Origin of the sequence: Allobosea sp. 2KB_26, from assembly GCF_052115715.1 — a bacterium.
GTDB lineage: Bacteria > Pseudomonadota > Alphaproteobacteria > Rhizobiales > Beijerinckiaceae > Allobosea.
In genome coordinates this window covers 1-15,444 of sequence record NZ_JBFRHE010000015.1, presented here as the reverse complement: position 1 = coordinate 15,444, position 15,444 = coordinate 1, and the positions used below count along the sequence as shown (strand labels likewise).

The following is a 15,444-nucleotide window of genomic DNA, read 5'->3' as shown; positions in this document are numbered from 1 at the left end:
TGAATTCTGACTCCTAAGAACGAGACAATCCCATGTTCCGTCAAGCCGCGCGGCCTTCCGGCAACAGGCTTTCTCCGGTTGTGGAGAAGGCCGTCGAATGGCACCCGGTCCTGACGAAGCAGAGGGGGGCGACCAAGCATGCCGCGCTGACCGAGCGCATCATCGGCGACATAAGCGCCGGCGTTCTGAAGCCGATGGACCGGATGCCAACCCATCGCGACCTCGCCCGCGAGCTCGGCATCTCCGTCCAGACCGTCAGCCTCAGCTACAAGGAGGCCGAGCGACTCGGCTATCTCAGCGGCGAGGTCGGGCGCGGGACCTTCGTGAAGAGCCGTGTCACCGAGCAGGCAGGGCGGCTGATGCTCGACCGCAGCCCGACGCAGATCGTCGACCTCTCGATCGTGCGCGGGGTATATCTCGATGCGCATGAGGCGGCCTCGCGCCAGGTGCTGGCCGCGTTGGCCGAGGGCGACACCAGCGCCTTCATGCGGCCGTGCCGGCCGATCGCGGGCCTCGACCGCCATCGCGAAGCGGCGCGGCTTTGGCTCGGGCCGCTCGGCGTGGAGACATCAGCCGAGCGCATCCTGATCACGAACGGTGCCGCGCACGCGCTCTTCCTGGCTCTCGCCTGCGTGGTCCGCGCCGGCGACCTCGTGCTGACCGAGAACCTGACCGATCACGGCGTCATCGGCCTCGCCAATGTTCTCGGTTTCAGCCTCAGGGGCCTGCCGACCGATGAGGAAGGCGTTCGCCCCGATGCGGTCGAGGCAGCGTGCCGTGCTGGCGGTGTGCGTGCGCTGGTCCTCATCCCGACGCTGAACAATCCGACGAGCCATGTCGCTGGCCCCGAGCGCCGCCGCGCCATTGCCGAGATCGCGCAGCGCCACGGCGTCTTCGTCGTCGAGGACGAGGTCTACAAGCCGCTCATACCCGAGCCGCTCCCGTCGATCACAGCGATGCTGCCGGATCTCGGTTTTTTCCTCACCAGCTTCACCAAGACGGTGCTGACCGGCCTGCGCGTCGGCTATCTGGTCGTGCCGCCGCAATACTCGATCCGCGCTGCCTCGATCCTGCGCGTGACGAGCTGGAGCGGCACCTATCTGCCAGCCGAGATCGCGACGCGCTGGGTCGAGGACGGTACGGCGGAAAGGCTGCTTGCCGTCCAGCGCGAGGAGGCCAAGGCGCGCCAGCACATCGTGACGGAGACACTCGGGAGCCACGTCGCCTCGAGCCATCCGCTCTCGCTCTGCGCCTGGCTCAAGGTGCCCACGCATTGGACCGAAGACAGCCTGGTGCGCTCGCTCGCCGACCGGCGCGTGGCGGTGACGCCGTCCGATCCCTTCGTGGCCGGCGTCGGCCATGGCGGCGGCATCCGCATCTGCCTTGGTGGGCGCATGAGCCATGAGCTGCTGACCCGGACGCTGACGAGTGTACGCCAGACTTTCGAGCAGCTTCCGCCGGTCTTCGATATCGGCGCGATCGGCTGAGAGCTGCGGCCGCAAACGGCACGGTCTTCTTCGCGTCATTGCCGCGTGCGGGCTGCTCCCGTTATGATTGAATCATTACAATATAATAATTGACATGAAATTTTCTCCCTCGCAGCATGACAAGCGAGAGGGAAATGAAGGTGATTAAACCGCATCTTGCCACTGCCGAAGCAGATCGGCCGGCCGCTCCGCCGGCCTCCCTGGCCTTGCCCGACATCGAAGCCGCAGCGGCGCGTATCGCCGGCCGGGTGGCGCGCACGCCGCTCGTCGCCTCGGCCTTCCTGAGCCGCCTGTGCGGCCAGCCCGTCCATCTAAAGCTCGAAACCCGCCAGCCGATCGGCGCCTTCAAGCTTCGCGGCGCGATGAACGCGGTGCTGGCTTTGGACGAAGATCAGTGCCGGCGCGGGCTCGTGACCGCGTCCACCGGCAATCATGGCCGCGCGGTCGCCTACGCTGCCCGGGAGCTCGGCGTTGCCGCCACGATCTGCATGTCGACGCTGGTGCCGACGAACAAGGTCGAGGCGATCCGCTCGCTCGGCGCCGAGATCCGCATTATTGGCCATTCTCAGGACGATGCGCAGGTCGAAGTCGAGCGTCTGGTCGCCGAGCACGGGTTCACCCCGATCCCGCCCTTCGACGATCCTGACGTCGTTGCCGGCCAGGGCACGATCGGGCTCGAACTGATCGAGGATCTGCCCTCGCTCGCCTGCGCACTGGTCCCGCTCTCGGGCGGCGGGCTCGCAGCCGGCGTCGCGGTGGCAGTCAAGGCGCTGCGGCCTTCCGTAAGGATCGTCGGCATCTCGATGGAGCGCGGCGCCGCCATGGCCGCGGCGATCGTGGCGGGCCGGCCGGTCGAGATGGCCGAGGAGGAAACGCTGGCGGATTCACTCGGCGGCGGCATCGGCCTCGCCAATCGGGTCACCTTCGCCCTGTGCCGCGATCTCATCGACGAGGTCGTGCTGCTGAGCGAAGCGGAGATCGCAGCCGGCATCCGTCACGCCGCACGCGAGGAGGGCGAGGTTGTCGAGGGGGCCGGGGCGGTCGGCATCGCCGCCCTGCTCGCCGGCAAGGTCAGCCCGCCAGGCCCGGCGGCGCTCATCGTCTCCGGCCGCAATATCGATGAAGCCGCGCACCGGCGCATCGTCTCGGGAGCCACCGCATGAGCCGTATGCTCGTCCTCACCGAGGCGGAATTGCGCCGCGTCGTCAGGCTCGATGCGAGCGCGGTCGCTTGTGTCGAGGAAGCCTTCGCAGCGCTCGCCACCAAGCCCGTCGCCATGCCGCCGATCCTGCGGCTCGACATTCCCGAGCATCGCGGCGAGGTTGATGTGAAGACGGCCTATGTGCCGGGCCTCGACGGTTTCGCGATCAAGGTCAGCCCCGGTTTCTTCGACAATCCCAAGCTCGGCCTGCCCAGCCTCAATGGGCTGATGATCCTGTTCAGCGCCCGCACCGGCCTCGTCGAGGCGCTGCTTCTGGACAATGGCTATCTCACCGATGTGAGGACGGCCGCCGCCGGAGCCGTCGCGGCGCGTCATCTTGCTCGGCCCGATGCTGCGGTCGCCGCGATCTTCGGTGCCGGAATGCAGGCGCGGTTCCAACTCGAAGCGCTGGCGCTGGTGCGGCCGATCCGCGAGGCGCGGATCTGGGCACGTGATCCGTGCAAAGCCGGTGAGGCCGCGACGGACCTCTCCCGGAAGCTCGGCTTTTCCGTCACCGCCGTGGCTGATCCTCAGGCCGCCGCGCGCGGTGCCGATGTCATCGTCACCACGACGCCGGCGCCACAGCCGATCCTGCTGGCAGACTGGCTCGAGCCCGGCCAGCATATCACCGCGATGGGCTCCGACAGCGAGCACAAGAACGAGATCGATCCGGTCATCTTCGCCCGCGCGACCTATGTTGCCGATCGCCTCAGCCAGACTCGGCGCCTCGGCGAGCTCGCATCTGCGATCCGCGCCGGTCTGGCTACGAGCGACCAGAGCTTCGCCGAGCTCGGCGAGGTCATCGCCGGCAAGCGTCCCGGCCGGTCGCGTACCGACGAGATCACCTTCGCGGACCTGACCGGCACGGGCGTGCAGGACACCGCGATCGCCAATCTTGCCGCCGCCCGCGCCCGCGATGTCGGCGTTGGGCAGACCATCGACACCAAAGCCGAAGCGGGAGACGCCGCGTGACCGTGACCCTGAATTTCACCCGCGAGGAATATGCCGAGCGCCTCGCCAAGGCCCGCGCCGCCATGGAGCGGGCTGGCGTCGAGCTGATGATTGTCACCGACCCGTCCAACATGCATTGGCTCACCGGCTATGACGGCTGGTCGTTCTACGTCCACCAATGCGTGCTCGTGCCGCCGACGGGCGAGCCAATCTGGTATGGCCGCAAGCAGGACGCGAATGGCGCGAAGCGCACCGCCTATCTCGCCCACGACAACATCATCGGCTATCCCGACCACTACGTTCAATCGACCGAGCGCCACCCGATGGATCTGCTCGCGCAGATCATTGCCGAGCGCGGCTGGGACAGGCTTCCTATCGCGGTCGAGATGGACAATTACTACTTCTCGGCGGCGGCGTTCGCCTCGCTGCGCACGCACCTGCCGAATGCCCGTTTCAAGGATGCCGGCGGGCTGGTGAACTGGCAGCGCGCGGTCAAGAGCAAGACTGAGCTCGACTACATGCGCAAGGCCGGCCGCATCGTCGAGCTGATGCACCAGCGCATCGTCGAGGTCGTCGAGCCCGGCATGCGCAAATGCGACCTCGTCGCCGAGATCTACGATGCCGGCATCCGCGGCACGGCCGAGTTCGGCGGCGACTATCCGGCGATCGTGCCGCTGCTGCCTTCGGGCGCCGACGCCTCAGCTCCGCACCTGACTTGGGACGACAAGCCGATGCGATCAGGCGAAGGCACTTTCTTCGAGATCGCCGGCGCCCATAAGCGTTACCACTGCCCACTGTCGCGCACCGTCTTCCTGGGCAAGCCGACACAGGCTTTCCTCGACGCCGAGAAGGCGACGCTCGAAGGCATGGAAGCCGGCCTCGCCGCAGCGAAACCCGGCAACACCTGCGAGGACATCGCCAACGCATTCTTCGCGGTGCTGAAGCGGTACGGCATCATCAAGGACAACCGCACCGGCTACCCGATCGGTCTGTCCTATCCACCCGATTGGGGCGAGCGCACCATGAGCCTCAGGCCCGGCGACCGGACCGAGCTCAAGCCCGGCATGACCTTCCACTTCATGACCGGCCTCTGGCTCGAGGACATGGGGCTCGAGATCACGGAGAGCATCGCGATCACGCAGACCGGCGTCGAGTGCCTGTCGAACGTGCCACGCCAGCTCTTCGTCAAGGGGTAAGGGCATGTCGATCGCCTCGCCCCGTCCCTCGCCAGTGACGCCTACGATCGATCTATCGGCGAAGGGCGTTCAGCACGGCCATCTGCGTCTGCCCTATAGCCGCGATGACAGCGCCTGGGGCTCGGTGATGATCCCGATCTGCGTCGTCGCGAGCGGGGAGGGGCCGACCGCGCTTTTGACCGGCGCGAACCATGGCGACGAATATGAGGGCCCGGCGGCACTGTTCGAGCTGGCGTGCACGCTCGACCCGGCGACAATTTCGGGCCGGGTCATCATCCTGCCGGCGCTGAACTACCCCGCCTTCCGCGCGGGGACGCGGACCTCGCCGATCGACAAGGGCAATCTCAACCGCAGTTTTCCGGGCCGCCCGGATGGCAGTGTCACCGAGAAGATCGCCGACTATGTCACGCGCCATCTCGTGCCGCTCGCCGATATCGTGCTCGACTTCCATTCGGGCGGAAAGACGCTCGACTTCCTGCCCTATGCGGCGGCTCATGAGCTGCCGGACAAGGCGCAGGAGGCGCGCTGCTTTGCGGCGGTTGCCGCCTTCTCTGCGCCGTACTCGATGAAGATGCTGGAGATCGACGCCGTCGGCATGCTTGACACCACGGTCGAGGAGATGGGCAAGGTCTTCGTTACGACCGAGCTCGGCGGCGCCGGGACGGCAACTGCCCGCAGCACCGGCATCGCCCGGCGCGGTGCCGGGAACCTGCTCAGGCATGCCGGCATCCTCGCAGGAGCGCCCGAGACGGCGCCGACCCGCTGGCTCGACATGCCCTCCGACGACTGCTTCACCTTCGCGCAGGATGACGGGCTGATCGTCTTCCAGCACGATCTCGGCGAAGCCGTGCGGGCCGGCGAAGTGATCGCCCGGGTTCATCCCGTTGGAAAAACCGGGCTCGCCCCGGCCGAGTACCAGGCTGCCATGGATGGCATCCTCGCCGCCCGTCACATCCCCGGGCTGATCAAGGCGGGCGACTGCCTTTGCGTCCTCGCCGCGCTGCGGGAGGCACCCTGACCCGTTCGGCCGGGCGACCGGCCCAAGCCAAGCCGCCGGCGCGAAGACGCCAGAGAAGCCGAAGCAATCGGCATGCGGAGAAACATCAACCAGAGGAGAATGCAGATGCCGTTTCTGAAGATTGCCGGAATCTCCGCCATGGCTCTCGCCATCGCCCTGTCCGCGGCTGGCGCCACCAGCCTCAAGGACGTCAAGGACCAGGGCTATATCCGCGTCGCGACCGCCAACGAGCTGCCCTATTCCTACATGAAGGATGACGGTACCTCGGCCGGTATCGGCCCCGACGTCGCCAATGCCGTGCTGAAGAAGCTCGGTGTCGCGGAGGCCAACTGGTCCGTCACGCCGTTCGGCACTCTGATCCCCGGCCTCAAGGCCAAGCGCTTCGATTTCGTCGCCGCCGAGCAGAACATCTCGCCGGAGCGGTGCAAGCAGGTCTCCTTTACCGAGCCGAACTCCTCCTATGGCGAGGGTTTGCTGGTGAAGAAGGGCAACCCGAAGAAACTGACGACCTATGCCGATATCGCCAAGGATCCGTCGCTGAAGGTCGCGGTCGTGTCCGGGGCGAACAATATCGACTTCCTGCGCGCCGTCGGCGTCAAGGACAGCCAGGTGATCTTCATCACCGCCAATGCCGACGCGCTCGCCACCGTACAGAGCCGCGCCGACGCCTATGCCGCGACCGAACTCACCGTCGCCTCGCTCGCCAAGGGCCAGGCCAATGTCGAGCAGGTCGCGCCCTTCAGCGACCCTGTGGTCAACGGCAAGCCGGTCCGCAATTTCGGCGGCTTCGCATTCCGGTCCGAAGACAAGGAGCTGCGCGACGCCTTCAACGCCGCCTTGGTCGAGTTCCGCAAGACTGACGATTACAAGAAGATCCTCGGCACTTACGGGCTGTCGGAAGCCAGCATCAAGGCTGCGGCGGAGCGCAAGGTCGAGGACCTCTGCGCCGGCAAGTAAGGCTAGCTGACATCGTTCCGCCCGCCCCGATGGCGGGTGGAGCTCCACACCTGTTAAACGATTTCGCGGAGCCTACTGGATGGAGTGGCTGTCCTATCTGCCCGCATTGTCGCGCGGCGCCCTCGTCACTGCCGGGATCACCTTGTCGGCGATCGCGATCGGCGCTGTCGCCGCCTTTGCGGCCGGCATCGCCCGCGTCGAGGGCGGGCGCGTGCTGGCGACGATTGCCCTTTGCTACACCGAGCTCTTCCGCGGCACCTCGCTGTTCGTCCAGCTGTTCTGGTTCTACTACGCCCTGCCGCTCTTAGGGATAAGCTTTGAGCCGGTCGCCACCGGTATCCTCGTGCTCTCGCTACATGTCGGCGCCTATGGCTCCGAGATCGTCCGCGGCGCGCTTCAATCGGTCTCCGTCCAGCAGCACGAAGCGGCGCGGGCGCTGAATTTCGGCCGCACCCAGACGCTTCTTCACATCACCTTGCCGCAGGGGCTGGTCGAGATGATGCCGGCCTTCGGCAATCTCGCCATCGAGACCCTGAAACTATCCTCGCTGGTGTCGCTGATCTCGATCGCTGACCTGACCTTCCGGGCGCAATCGATCCGCAACCTCACCCTCGATAGCGCCGGCGTCTACAGCCTGACGCTCGTCGGCTACTTCGCGATGTCGCTGGTGCTGATGTTGATCATGCGGCTGATCGAACGGCTGGTCCGGCGCGGCGCCGCCTTCCCGCGCGCGGCCCATTCGTGAGGCTGATGGCATGATGTACGGCTTCGAATGGGATACGACGACGCCGCTCACCTACGGGTCCTCGATCCTGCCGATTATCCTGATCGGCCTGACGGTGACGCTGCAGGCGGCTGCTGCAGGCTTTGCGATCGCGCTGGTGCTCGGCCTTGTCTTCGCGCTGCTGCGCCGCAGCCGTTTTGTGGCCGTGTCCTGGACGACGGCCATCGTCGTCGAGTTCCTGCGCGACACGCCGCTCTTGGTGCAACTCTTCTTCCTCTACTACGTGCTCCCGGACTATGGCGTCACGCTCCCGGCCTTCCTCACCGGGGCGATCGCGCTCGGGTTGCAGTATTCGGCCTATACCTCCGAGGTCTACCGCGGCGGTATCGAGGCCGTGCCGCGCGGGCAATGGGAGGCGGCGACCGCGTTGAACCTCTCCCGGCTGCAGACCTATCGCGACATCGTCGTGCCGCAGATCGTGCCGCGCATCCTGCCGGCGATGGGCAACTATCTCGTCGCGATGATCAAGGAGACGCCGGTGCTCTCTGTCGTCACCGTGCTTGAGATGATGGGGCTCGCCAACATGATCGGCGAGCGCACCTTCGAATATCTGGTGCCGCTGACCCTGGTCGGCCTGATCTTCCTCCTCCTCACGCTGATCTGCTCGGCCGGCCTGCACCGGCTGCACAAGGCGCTGCCGAAAGCAGGGATCCCGCTGCGATGACCGAGACCTCTCAGGCGCCCATCATCGAGTTCGCCGGCGTCACCAAGCGCTTCGGAGCATTGACCGTGCTCGACGACTTCAACTTCAGCGTCGCCCGTGGGGAGAAGGTCACGCTGATCGGCCCGTCGGGCTCGGGCAAATCGACGGTGCTGCGCATCCTGATGACGCTGGAGCCGTTCCAGGAGGGCCGGCTGACGCTTGCAGGCATGCCCTATCACGAGCCGAAAGCCGGCGGACCATTCAAGGCGTCGGACGGGCATCTGCGCCAGATCCGCAGCCATGTCGGTATGGTCTTCCAGAGCTTCAACCTGTTCCCGCATATGACCGTTCTGCGCAATGTCGTCGAAGCGCCAGTGCGCGTGCTCGGCCTGCCGCGCGGCGAGGCCGAATGCCGGGCCGTCGACCTGCTCGCCATGGTCGGGCTCGCCGACAAGAAGGACCATTATCCTGCACAGCTCTCCGGCGGCCAGCAGCAGCGCGTCGCCATTGCCCGCGCGCTGGCCATGCGTCCCCGTGTGCTGCTCTTCGACGAGCCGACCTCGGCACTCGACCCGCAACTCGTCGGAGAGGTTCTCTCCGTCATCCGCGGCCTCGCCAGCGAACACGACCTCACCATGCTGCTGGTCACTCACGAAATGCGCTTCGCTCGCGAGGTCTCCGATAGGGTCTGCTTCTTCGACAAGGGGCGCATCTGCGAACAGGGGGAGCCGGAGCGCATCTTCAGCGCGCCCGAGCAGCCTCGCACACGCGAATTCCTGGCCTCGGTGCTGGGCTGAGCCGGCGCCGACACTCTATCGGCGCCGGCCTGAACTTCCGAGACTTTTTCGGCGCGAAACCGAGACTTCGAAGACAGTCTCGCCAGTCCTTCACCTAACCTCGTCGTCAACCGAGGGAGGATGATCATGAACGCAATGACGAGCACGGCAAGGCGGGAAACTGCAATCGCCAAGCCTGCGGAGCATCCCGGACTGTCGCGCCTCGCCGATCGTCGCCTGCTACGGCAGCTCGCCTATATCGACGGGCGCTGGACCGCTGCTCGCGACGGCAAGACCTTCCCGGTGAGCGACCCCGCGACGGGCGCCCTCGTCGCGCAGGTCGCAGCGCTCGGAGCGGCTGAAGCGACGCAGGCAATCGAGGCGGCGCATGCTGCCTTCCCGACCTGGAAAGCGCTGCTGCCGCAGGCGCGCGCAGCACTGCTGCGGCGCTGGCATGCCGCGATGTTTGCGGCTGCCGAGGATCTCGCGCTTCTAATGACGCTTGAACAGGGCAAGCCGCTGGCGGAAGCGCGCGGCGAGATCGCCTACGCCGCCGACTTCATCACCTATTACGCGGAGGAAGCGCTGCGCGTGAATGTCGAGAGCGTGACCAGCCATTTGCCGGGTGCGCAGATGTCGCTGTCGCGCGAGCCGGTTGGTGTTGCAGCCTTGCTCACCCCGTGGAACTTCCCGTCCGCCATGCTGACGCGCAAGGCCGCGGCAGCCCTCGCCGCCGGCTGCACCGTCGTCGCTCATCCCTCGTCGCACACGCCACTGTCGGCACTGGCACTGGCGGAGGTCGCCGACCGCGCCGGGCTGCCGGCTGGCGTCTTCAACATCGTTACCGGCGACGCCGCGCCGATCGCAGAAACCCTTTGCGCCGATGCTCGCGTGCGTGCCGTCAGCTTCACCGGCTCGACCGAGATCGGCCGGATCGTCGCCCGCAACGCTGCGGCAACCGTCAAGCGCGTGGTCATGGAGCTCGGCGGCCATGCGCCGCTGATCGTCTTCGACGATGCCGATCTCGACCGGGCTGTTGCGATCGCCATCGATGCCAAGTTCGCGACGTCCGGCCAGGACTGCCTCGCCGCCAACCGGATCTATGTGCAGCGTGGTCTCTATGAGCGCTTCTGCGCTGCCTTCGCCGACAAGGTCTCGGCGCTGCGGGTCGGGTCCGGCCTGGAGCGCGAGGTCGAGATCGGCCCGTTGATGCACGCGGCTGCCAAACGCAAAGCCGAAGCCCAGATCGCCGACGCTTTGGCGCGCGGCGCGCGGCGGCTGACGCCGGAGCGCGCCATGCCGGGCCCGCTCTTCCTGGCGCCGACCGCCCTCGCCGACGTGCCCGACGAGGCGCTGATCATGCGCGAGGAGACCTTTGCCCCAGTGGCGGCCATCGCCCCGTTCGGCAGCGAGGACGAGGTCATCGCCCGTGCCAACGATACCGAATACGGCCTCGTCGCCTATCTCGTGACGTGTGACGGTGCGCGGGCCGCACGCATGGCCAGGGCGCTCGAATACGGCATGGTGGCGGTCAACCGGGTCAAGATCACCGGCGCGCCGATCCCCTTCGGCGGGATGAAGCAATCCGGCTTTGGTCGCGAAGGCTCGCGCCACGGCCTCGAGGCCTTCACCGACTTCAAATATGTCTGCCTCGATCTGAACTGAGGCGCCGCTTGCCGTTTCCACGAAGGATTCCTGCGATGCTCGACCATCACGCCCGCACCAGCAACGAACTGGACGCCTGGGACCGCGACCACGTCTTCCATCCCTCGACCCATATGGGCCAGCATGCCCGTGGTGAGGCCCCGAACCGCATCATCGCCGGTGGCGAGGGCGTCTATATCGTCGACCGCGAGGGCAAAACGAGCCTCGACGCGTTCGCCGGCCTCTATTGCGTCAATGTCGGTTATGGCCGAAAGTCGATCACCGATGCGATCGCCGAGCAGGCGGCGAAGCTGCCCTATTACCACGCGTATGTCGGCCACGGCTCCGAGCCCTCGATCAAGCTCGCCAAGATGGTGATCGAGCGCGCGCCCAAGGGCATGAGCCGCGTCTTCTTCGGGCTGTCTGGCTCGGACGCCAACGAGACCAACCTCAAGCTGGTCTGGTACTACAACAACGTCCTGAAGCGGCCGGAGAAGAAGAAGATCATATCGCGCTGGCGCGGCTATCACGGCTCGGGCGTGATGACCGGGAGCCTCACCGGCCTTGCCGCCTTCCACACTCTCTTCGACCTGCCCAGGGCCCCGATCCTCCACACCGAAGCGCCGTATTACTACCGCCGCGAGGACCGCAGCCTCAGCGAGGAGCAGTTCTCGCAGCATTGCGCCGACAAGCTCGAGGAGCTGATCCAGGCCGAGGGACCGGAGACGATCGCCGCTTTCATCGGCGAGCCGGTGCTCGGCACGGGTGGCATCGTGCCGCCGCCCGCCGGCTACTGGGCGAAGATCCAGGCGGTGCTGAAGAAGCACGATGTCCTACTGATCGCGGACGAGGTCGTCACCGGCTTCGGGAGACTGGGCAGCATGTTCGGCTCGGACCATTACGGCATCGAGCCCGACCTCATCACCATCGCCAAAGGGCTGACCTCGGCCTATGCGCCGCTCTCGGGCGTCATCATATCGGAGAAGCTCTGGCGGGTGCTGGAGCAGGGCTCGGATGAATACGGCCCGATCGGCCATGGCTGGACCTATTCCTCGCACCCGCTTTGCGCTGCTGCGGGCGTCGCCAATCTCGAACTGGTCGACGAACTCGATCTCGTGCGCAATGCCGGCGAAGTCGGCGCCTATTTCAATGCGACGCTGCAGGATGCCGTTGGCGGCCATCGCCATGTCGGCGAGGTCCGTGGCGAGGGCCTGCTGGCGGCGGTCGAGTTCGTCCGCGACAGGGATGACCGCGTCTTCTTCGCTACCTCTGAAAAGGTCGGCCCGCGCATTGCCGCCGCCCTGCTGGAACAGGGCGTCATCGCCCGCGCCATGCCGCAAGGCGATATCCTGGGCTTCGCACCACCGCTATGCCTCACAAGGCAGGAGGTCGACCAGATCGTCGACGCGACCCGGCGCGCCGTGGCGGCAGTGCTTTAGCGCCAATGATCCCATGAACCTAGTCGCGTTGGCGCTGTTGCGCCAGTTAGGGACGTTGGGCCCTCGCCCGGGAGCGGACATTGATTGCCCGTGAAACGGCGGTCGGTTGCGACCAAGGTTGTGTGCAAACGGGCTGACCCGCTGGCGCTGGTCAGCAGTGCCTTGTCCGCTCCGCCCGTCGACCGATCAGCGCCTGTTCCCGGCGTTCGAGGATCAACGGGCGGCCCCCTCCCCGGCCATGAAGCGCGTTTGCGCGCAGGATCTCCAGCGTGACATGCATGGAGCTGACCACAGGTGGCGAACGGATGTTGCTGGCGCGAGCCGGTTGTCGACGCGCTGGCGACGGACGCGCAGGAGCTGGATTTTCGCCGCACCTTCGAGGATCGGGAGGGCGAGACCACGGCGCGCGGGCGGCGGCGCGTTCCTGAGAAAGCTGGCTTGTACCGGGCCCGTGCTCTGCCTGGGTGGCCTCATCGTCTTGGGTCGCCCGAGCCGAACCGGGCCGCGAGGGGAAGGCGATGCTGGGCATCGACGAGAACGCCGAGGGCGCGACCCTGATCCGGCGGCTTGGCGACCGTGCCACTTGTAGCTATGGCGATATGCCCCTATATCTAAGGCATATCGCCAGGGAGATCGGCCATGACCACAGTTACCGCACTCGAAGTCGTTGGTGGGCGCGACCTAATCGGCGCCCCCATCAATAGCAGCCGCGATCTCATTAGCGCAGTTCGGCGAGGCTTCCCGGTCCAGACCGTGGAGTACGTCATCAGCAGTGGCCGCATGTCCCTCGCCGAAATTGACCTGGTTGTCATTCCTCGCAAAACCCTCAGCCACCGGCGCAAGATTGGCACCCTGACATCCGAACAATCTGACCGCCTGATCCGGGCTGCGCGCGTCCTTGCCGAAGCTGAGGAAACGTTCGGATCTCAGCAGAAGGCAGCCAAGTGGCTGCGCCGACCAACAACCGCACTCAGCGGCGAAAAGCCCATCGATCTCCTCGACACCTCGGAGGGAGCAGACCAGGTCGAGGCGCTGCTCGGCCGCATCGGCCACGGCATCGCCGCCTGATATGAAAGTCTGGCGTGTTTGCCGTTTACCGTTCGCCGATTTGAACGGCGAGGGGGCTCGGATCTACGGCGGACGGTGGAACACTCCCGGACGCCCCCTGCTGTATACGGCCGAAAACCCGGCACTCGCAGTTCTTGAGGTAAGAGTACATCTCGACCTCGAGCCTGACCTGATCCCAGACGATTACGTCCTCATGGAAATCGAGTCAGGCTCAGCTGTAATCAAAGAGATTTTGGACCCAATTGAAGCACCGGCAACTGTCGGTGACCGCTGGCTCGCCACAATGGAAACCCCGATCCTTAAAGTTCCATCCTTTGTGGTGCCAAACAGCTTCAACTTGCTGATCAACCCGGCGCACCCCGGAGCCGCGAGCATCAGCATCCAAAGCACAAAACCATTTGATTTCGACAGGCGGCTCTGGCTCCCCCTCACATACATGCCTCCGTGAGGAGAACCTGCCGATCGGCGGGACAGATCACCCATCTGGCTGGTTGAGGCACGGGCTGCTCGATCCACTTCTTCATCTCATTGAAAGACTCATCGGCCGAGCCCGCGCGCCTGGTTGAACTCATCGATGAAAAGCCTCTTCGCTGGCTCGGCTCATCATGCTGGCTCAATTCCGTCCGTCGCGCCCCGATCATTGGCGACGCCGTCACGTTCCGCGTCGCCCTCCCCGTCGTCGGCGCCGCTCGTCGGGATCTCTTCAGCCAGGAGCGAGTCCTTGGTCAGCAGGCCGGCATCCTCGAGCTTTTCGAGATCCGGCAGGTCGCGCAGGCTGGCGAGACCGAACACCGACAGGAATCTGTCGGTCGTGACATAGGTATAGGCCGCCCCCGGCTCCGGCCTGCGCGGTCCGGCCGTAATCACGCCGGCGCGTTTTAGCGCCGCAACGCTGTCGCGGCTCATCTCCTTGCCAAAGACTTTGCCGAGCTCGCTGCGTGTGATCGGCTGCAGATAAGCGATCCGGACGGAAACAGCATCTCAGTCGGCGACAAGCCGGCGGTTGGTTGCGGCGCTCCGGACAGCGCCCGGATCGCCGGCCCAAAAGCGCCGCGCGACCGGTGCTGCCAGCCCCCGGCGACTGCGACCAGGTCATAGGGGCGGCCGCGCAGCTCCTCGCGGATGTCGGCAATGATCAGATCGATCGCACAGTCGCGACCGACCACCTGCGCCAATTGCCGGAGCGCCCGTGGGCGTCGACCTCTCGTTAGGGCGGTCCACTGATCATCTCACCAAACGCATGTTCAGGCGGCGCGAGGCGAGGCTCTGGCGTGCTCTTGCGGGCAGCGCGGGGCGCTCGCCCGTGGACGAGCCTCGCGCATCTTTGGCGGCATTGTCACGGGAAACTCGACGAGCCGGATTTCGCTCTGTGCAATGCTGTACTTACGCGGCGGTGGTCGCGTTTTGCCACTGCTGCGCGGCCGCGGCTCGGAAGAGCCGCAGCGTCGGTCGGGAGATCAGATGGCGCTCGAGGTTGAAGATATTATGGATGGCAGCATGAACGGAGAGAAATCGCTGCGCCGACATTGGCGACTTGAAGCGCTGCATCTTGCGCTCACGTCGTCGGATTAGCTGGTGTGAGTTCTCCGCCCGATTGTTTCGGCGCAGGCCCTGCTCGTGGCGCCCCGAGAGCCCCAGGTCTCGCCGTGCGGCCGCGTAGGAGCGCAATTTGTCCGTCACCAGCACTTTGGGGGCAAAGCCATGCTTTTTGAGCAGTTTGCGCATCAGCCGCGGGGCGGCCCCCTTGTCCCGTCTGGATTGCACCAGCACGTCGAGGATCTCGCCCTCGCTGTCGACGGCTCGCCAAAGATACAGGCGCCGGCCCTGGATGCGGATCACCATCTCGTCCAGGTGCCAGATGTCTGCCGGTGCGGGCCGGAGCCGGCGCAGGTTGCGGGCATAGCTGCATCCAAATTTGAGTACCCATCGCCGGATCGTCTCGTACGAGATGTCGAGGCCGCGCTCCGCCAGCAGTTCCTCGACATCGCGGTAGCTCAAGGTGAACCGCAGATAAAGCCACACGGCGTACCGGATGATCTCAGGCGGGAACTGGTGACGGGCGTAAGAAATCGGCTGCATGCCCCTACCCTACCGGAGCAGGCTCAGATCGCACCATTCCCGTGACAATGCCCGGCCAAGCCCTCCGCGCCCTTGCGGAAGTCGACCGGCTTCGTCGCGATCATGACGCGGACCGCGCCGGTCGGGCCGATCACGAGCCGGCCTTCAACGCACCCAGCACCGCCGCGATCGTGGCCGGGGAGGCCCCGTTTTCGATCGTCA

At 65.9% G+C, this 15,444-nt stretch carries 15 protein-coding genes; 13 read left to right on the top strand and 2 right to left on the bottom strand.

What is annotated here, in order from left to right; all coding sequences use genetic code 11:
• Window positions 1–32: 32 nt before the first annotated feature.
• The 13 genes from ehuR to AB4099_RS27865 all read left to right on the top strand — a co-directional run bounded on the left by ehuR (window position 33) and on the right by AB4099_RS27865 (window position 13,612).
• On the top strand, window positions 33–1,487 hold the full coding sequence (gene ehuR, locus AB4099_RS27925; protein WP_441480484.1) for a MocR-like ectoine utilization transcription factor EhuR: 1,455 nt from the start codon (window positions 33–35) through the stop codon (window positions 1,485–1,487).
• Window positions 1,488–1,621: 134 nt separating this feature from the next.
• Window positions 1,622–2,650, top strand: a complete 1,029-nt coding sequence (gene eutB, locus AB4099_RS27920) for a hydroxyectoine utilization dehydratase EutB (RefSeq protein ID WP_441480483.1) — start codon at window positions 1,622–1,624, stop codon at window positions 2,648–2,650.
• Window positions 2,647–3,660: an ectoine utilization protein EutC gene (eutC, locus tag AB4099_RS27915; RefSeq protein WP_441480482.1), complete on the top strand. Its 1,014-nt coding sequence runs from the start codon at window positions 2,647–2,649 to the stop codon at window positions 3,658–3,660. Before eutB ends, eutC begins: the two co-directional genes overlap by 4 nt.
• Entirely contained in the window at window positions 3,657–4,835 is a 1,179-nt protein-coding gene (doeA, locus tag AB4099_RS27910) for an ectoine hydrolase DoeA (RefSeq protein ID WP_441480481.1), read from the top strand. The genes eutC and doeA overlap by 4 nt, the downstream gene beginning before the upstream one ends.
• A 4-nt stretch (window positions 4,836–4,839) precedes the next feature.
• Window positions 4,840–5,853 (top strand): N(2)-acetyl-L-2,4-diaminobutanoate deacetylase DoeB, encoded by a 1,014-nt coding sequence (gene doeB, locus AB4099_RS27905; RefSeq protein WP_441480480.1) that lies wholly within the window; start codon window positions 4,840–4,842, stop codon window positions 5,851–5,853.
• Window positions 5,854–5,958: 105 nt separating this feature from the next.
• Window positions 5,959–6,810 (top strand): ectoine/hydroxyectoine ABC transporter substrate-binding protein EhuB, encoded by an 852-nt coding sequence (gene ehuB / locus AB4099_RS27900; RefSeq protein ID WP_441480479.1) that lies wholly within the window; start codon window positions 5,959–5,961, stop codon window positions 6,808–6,810.
• 79 nt (window positions 6,811–6,889) lie between these two features.
• A complete protein-coding gene (ehuC, locus tag AB4099_RS27895; RefSeq protein WP_441480478.1) occupies window positions 6,890–7,555 on the top strand; it encodes an ectoine/hydroxyectoine ABC transporter permease subunit EhuC in 666 nt (221 codons plus the stop codon).
• 10 nt (window positions 7,556–7,565) lie between these two features.
• Window positions 7,566–8,258, top strand: coding sequence for an ectoine/hydroxyectoine ABC transporter permease subunit EhuD (ehuD, locus tag AB4099_RS27890; protein WP_441480477.1), 693 nt, complete (start codon window positions 7,566–7,568; stop codon window positions 8,256–8,258).
• Window positions 8,255–9,034, top strand: coding sequence for an ectoine/hydroxyectoine ABC transporter ATP-binding protein EhuA (gene ehuA, locus AB4099_RS27885; protein WP_441480476.1), 780 nt, complete (start codon window positions 8,255–8,257; stop codon window positions 9,032–9,034). Before ehuD ends, ehuA begins: the two co-directional genes overlap by 4 nt.
• A gap of 135 nt (window positions 9,035–9,169) precedes the next feature.
• On the top strand, window positions 9,170–10,678 hold the full coding sequence (locus AB4099_RS27880) for an NAD-dependent succinate-semialdehyde dehydrogenase (RefSeq protein WP_441480580.1): 1,509 nt from the start codon (window positions 9,170–9,172) through the stop codon (window positions 10,676–10,678).
• 35 nt (window positions 10,679–10,713) lie between these two features.
• Complete coding sequence (locus AB4099_RS27875; protein ID WP_441480475.1) at window positions 10,714–12,096, top strand: aspartate aminotransferase family protein; 1,383 nt, start codon at window positions 10,714–10,716, stop codon at window positions 12,094–12,096.
• Between the two features lie 639 nt (window positions 12,097–12,735).
• Window positions 12,736–13,164, top strand: a complete 429-nt coding sequence (gene parS / locus AB4099_RS27870) for a type II RES/Xre toxin-antitoxin system antitoxin (RefSeq protein ID WP_441480474.1) — start codon at window positions 12,736–12,738, stop codon at window positions 13,162–13,164.
• Window position 13,165: 1 nt separating this feature from the next.
• Window positions 13,166–13,612: an RES family NAD+ phosphorylase gene (locus AB4099_RS27865; protein ID WP_441480473.1), complete on the top strand. Its 447-nt coding sequence runs from the start codon at window positions 13,166–13,168 to the stop codon at window positions 13,610–13,612.
• A 155-nt stretch (window positions 13,613–13,767) separates the two neighbouring features.
• Here AB4099_RS27865 and AB4099_RS27860 read toward each other — a convergent pair whose 3' ends face one another.
• Both AB4099_RS27860 and AB4099_RS27855 read right to left on the bottom strand, forming a co-directional pair.
• A complete protein-coding gene (locus AB4099_RS27860; RefSeq protein WP_441480472.1) occupies window positions 13,768–14,070 on the bottom strand; it encodes an SMC-Scp complex subunit ScpB in 303 nt (100 codons plus the stop codon).
• 477 nt (window positions 14,071–14,547) lie between these two features.
• Window positions 14,548–15,243, bottom strand: coding sequence for an IS6 family transposase (locus AB4099_RS27855; RefSeq protein ID WP_441480471.1), 696 nt, complete (start codon window positions 15,241–15,243; stop codon window positions 14,548–14,550).
• Window positions 15,244–15,444: the final 201 nt, after the last annotated feature.

What these genes read in the sequence shown, in the direction of transcription:
- AB4099_RS27855 (WP_441480471.1), bottom strand. Translation starts at nt 15,243, where the DNA reads ATGCAGCCGATTTCTTACGCCCGTCACCAGTTCCCGCCTGAGATCATC.
- ehuC (WP_441480478.1), top strand. Translation starts at nt 6,890, where the DNA reads ATGGAGTGGCTGTCCTATCTGCCCGCATTGTCGCGCGGCGCCCTCGTC.
- eutC (WP_441480482.1), top strand. Translation starts at nt 2,647, where the DNA reads ATGAGCCGTATGCTCGTCCTCACCGAGGCGGAATTGCGCCGCGTCGTC.
- ehuA (WP_441480476.1), top strand. Translation starts at nt 8,255, where the DNA reads ATGACCGAGACCTCTCAGGCGCCCATCATCGAGTTCGCCGGCGTCACC.
- AB4099_RS27860 (WP_441480472.1), bottom strand. Translation starts at nt 14,070, where the DNA reads ATGAGCCGCGACAGCGTTGCGGCGCTAAAACGCGCCGGCGTGATTACG.
- doeB (WP_441480480.1), top strand. Translation starts at nt 4,840, where the DNA reads ATGTCGATCGCCTCGCCCCGTCCCTCGCCAGTGACGCCTACGATCGAT.
- parS (WP_441480474.1), top strand. Translation starts at nt 12,736, where the DNA reads ATGACCACAGTTACCGCACTCGAAGTCGTTGGTGGGCGCGACCTAATC.
- ehuD (WP_441480477.1), top strand. Translation starts at nt 7,566, where the DNA reads ATGATGTACGGCTTCGAATGGGATACGACGACGCCGCTCACCTACGGG.
- AB4099_RS27880 (WP_441480580.1), top strand. Translation starts at nt 9,170, where the DNA reads ATGACGAGCACGGCAAGGCGGGAAACTGCAATCGCCAAGCCTGCGGAG.
- ehuR (WP_441480484.1), top strand. Translation starts at nt 33, where the DNA reads ATGTTCCGTCAAGCCGCGCGGCCTTCCGGCAACAGGCTTTCTCCGGTT.
- AB4099_RS27875 (WP_441480475.1), top strand. Translation starts at nt 10,714, where the DNA reads ATGCTCGACCATCACGCCCGCACCAGCAACGAACTGGACGCCTGGGAC.
- AB4099_RS27865 (WP_441480473.1), top strand. Translation starts at nt 13,166, where the DNA reads ATGAAAGTCTGGCGTGTTTGCCGTTTACCGTTCGCCGATTTGAACGGC.
- ehuB (WP_441480479.1), top strand. Translation starts at nt 5,959, where the DNA reads ATGCCGTTTCTGAAGATTGCCGGAATCTCCGCCATGGCTCTCGCCATC.
- eutB (WP_441480483.1), top strand. Translation starts at nt 1,622, where the DNA reads ATGAAGGTGATTAAACCGCATCTTGCCACTGCCGAAGCAGATCGGCCG.